Source organism: Streptosporangium sp. NPDC003464, assembly GCF_053588315.1.
Genome location: NZ_JBSFPS010000500.1, coordinates 1 through 2,668, shown reverse-complemented (window position 1 = coordinate 2,668; position 2,668 = coordinate 1). Strand labels below are relative to the sequence as shown.

At 71.2% G+C, this 2,668-nt stretch carries 3 protein-coding genes; all 3 read right to left on the bottom strand.

From position 1 onward, the window contains the following. Nucleotides 1-238 precede the first annotated feature (238 nt). Complete coding sequence (locus tag ACWDS7_RS47800; RefSeq protein ID WP_451934722.1) at nucleotides 239-760, bottom strand: YbaK/EbsC family protein; 522 nt, start codon at nucleotides 758-760, stop codon at nucleotides 239-241. A gap of 64 nt (nucleotides 761-824) precedes the next feature. Then, complete coding sequence (locus tag ACWDS7_RS47795; protein ID WP_451934721.1) at nucleotides 825-2,387, bottom strand: flavin monoamine oxidase family protein; 1,563 nt, start codon at nucleotides 2,385-2,387, stop codon at nucleotides 825-827. A 6-nt stretch (nucleotides 2,388-2,393) separates the two neighbouring features. After that, the coding region (locus ACWDS7_RS47790) for a M55 family metallopeptidase (RefSeq protein ID WP_451934720.1) at nucleotides 2,394-2,668 on the bottom strand (275 nt) is incomplete at its 5' end.

Sequence of the window (2,668 nt, the reverse complement as noted above, 5' to 3'; positions counted from 1 at the left end):
ACATGACTGCCGCCTTTCGGGTCGTGGGGTTCATCGCAGGACCGTCGCGGCCAGCGCGGGGTGGTGGGCCAGCACGAGCGTCACGCCGAGCACGAGTCCTGATTCATGGCATGAAGAACCATACCGGCTTAAACACCGCCCATGAGATGAACCATCAGGCCATATTCTTCGATTGAACAACGTCTGCCGGGCTCCAACGGTTTCCCAAAGCGCGGTAACACTCAATCTCTTTTCGGCGTCAGTTCGCCAGCCGGAGCACCTCGGCCGTTTTCAGACCGGCCAGCACGGCGCCCGGGAGCGCCAGCTTCGAGTGGCGGACGCCACTGCCGATCACGACTCCCGGGTGGGCCGCCACGGCCTCGTCCACGAGCACCGGCCACTCCTCGGGCAGCCCCAGCGGGGTGATCCCGCCGTACTCCATCCCGGTCAGGCCGACCGCGTCGTCCTGCGGCGCGAACGAGATCTTCCGCGCGTCCAGATGACGCCGGACCACCCCGTTGACGTCCGCCCTCATCGTGGCGAGCACCAGGCAGGCGGCGTAGCGGACCTCCCCGGCCCGCTTGGCCGCCACGATGACGCAGTTGGCCGACTCCTCAAGCCCCACGCCGTAGCGCTCGCAGAAGGCCGCCGTGTCCGCCAGCGCCGGATCGATCTCCGCCACCTCGACCCCGTCAAGCCCCGCCACCGCCCGCGCCACCGGCTCCGCCAGCAGGTCCGGCCGCGCGGCGGCCGCCACCCAGTCAAGTGTTCCGATCGCCATCGTCGTCTCCTTCAGGGTCGTGCCTGATTGCCCGCTCCAGAGACTGTACGGCCGCGCGGCGGGCTCAGGAGGAGGTCTGGAGGACCCGCCGGTGGAGTTCGGTGACGGCCTTCCTGGCCGACTCCATGGCCCCGGCCTGCCAGGCGATCAGATGGGTGAGCCAGTCGCCGGCGAAGTAGACCCGGCCGGCCGGGCGCTGCAGGAGGGTGAAGGCCCCCTGGTGGGAGGGCCAGTAGACCCAGCCGCCCTCGATGTGCGGCTGGCGCTGCCAGGCGATCGAGACACTGGAGCGGAGCTCGATGCGGTATTTCTCACCGTGGATCTTCTTGCCCTGGGTGAGCGCGCGGCTGCGGCGGTCGCGGTGGGACAGCTCGCCGTACAGGTGGGCGTTCTCCTCGGTGTTGTAGTAGCCGACGACCAGGCCGCTGCCGGAGTGGTAGCCGTGGGAGGGGTACCAGATGTGGGTGATGTCCAGGTCGGTCTCGGTGATCCCGCCGTAGATGCGGTCGTCGATCTCCCACCAGCGCCTGCCGTACTCCAGGCCGATCTTGCCGGCGGCGACCGGGACGGGGGTGCGGAGCGCGGCGGTGATCGGGGCGCCCAGGTTGTGCGGGAGGCGGGCGAGCAGGTGGGGCGGGAGGGTGGCGACGCAGTAGTCGGCACGGATCGTGCCGCCCTGGTAGGCGACCTCGACGCCGTCGGGCAGGTTCTTGAGACCGGTGACCGGGGCGCCCGTCTTGATCCGGTCGCGGCCGACCGCCCGGACGAGGGCGGTCACGATCGCGTCCATCCCTCCCACCGGCTGGAACATGGGCATGGCCTGCTCGTAGCCGAAGTCCATCGTCAGCGCCCGGCCCGTGCCGGCGGCGAGCACGTCGCTCAGGGAGGGCGGCGCGCCGACCGGGACGCCGCCGGTGACCCCGGGGTAGGTCTCGAAGCCGCGGCGGGTGGAGCCCCGGTAGGTCAGGTCGGGGCCGATGTCGCCGAAGCGCCGCAGGAACTCCGCCAGCCGCTCGCGGTCGTCCTTGGTGAGGCGGCGGTTCAGCGCGCCGGCGTCGGTCGCCTTGGCCAGCAGCTCCGCGACGTATCCGTAGAGATCGGCGCGGGCGGTGCGCGCCCGGGCCGGGGCGGTCATGCCCCGCGTGTAGACATATGCCGAGGCGTTGTTGTTGACGAACGTCTCGATCGGCACGCCCAGCTCTCGGCAGTAGTCCATGGTGACCATCCACTGCGCGATCCGCCCGGGCCCGGCGTTGAAGTAGGTCCCCTCGCCGAACTCCGCCGTCTGGGTCTCGCCGTCCTTCTCGGTCAGCCGGTCCCCGGCGCGCAGCGTCAGGTTCCTGCCGCCCACCCGGTCGGCGGCCTCCAGGACCGTGCAGTCGTATCCGGCCTTGCCCAGCTCGTAGGCGCAGGTCAGCCCGGCGACCCCGGCCCCGAGGACCACCACCTTCGCCGCGCCCCGGCCGCGCAGGGCGAAGTCGGAGGGCTGCGGGGGGACGAACGCCTTCTCCTGGGCGTCGGGGGCCAGGCCCAGCGCCCCCATGGCAGCGAACATGGCCCCGGCGCCGCCGGCCGCGCCCACACCGAGCAGCAGCGCCCTGCGGGTCATCGCAGTGGAATCACTCATGACGTGTCAGCCGTAGACGCCGCTGCCGCAGGCGATCTGGCCGCCGATCATGGAGAAGATGCCCATCAACGCCATGATCTGAGAGAAGTCGCCGGTGGTGAACTCGGTGTGGCGGGGACCGGCCGATCTCACGCCGGGGATGAGCGCGCATCCGGCGGCGATCGCGGTGGAGTTCCACTCCACGCCCAGGGTGAACGGGGGCTCGGGGGCGCAGGGACGGAAGTCCGCGACCCGGTTGAGCGCGCGGGCGGCGGCCTCGCGGATGCGGGCCTGGGCGACGG

Coding starts and splice junctions, on each gene's coding strand:
- ACWDS7_RS47795 (WP_451934721.1), bottom strand. CDS start 2,387: ATGAGTGATTCCACTGCGATGACCCGCAGGGCGCTGCTGCTCGGTGTG.
- ACWDS7_RS47800 (WP_451934722.1), bottom strand. CDS start 760: ATGGCGATCGGAACACTTGACTGGGTGGCGGCCGCCGCGCGGCCGGAC.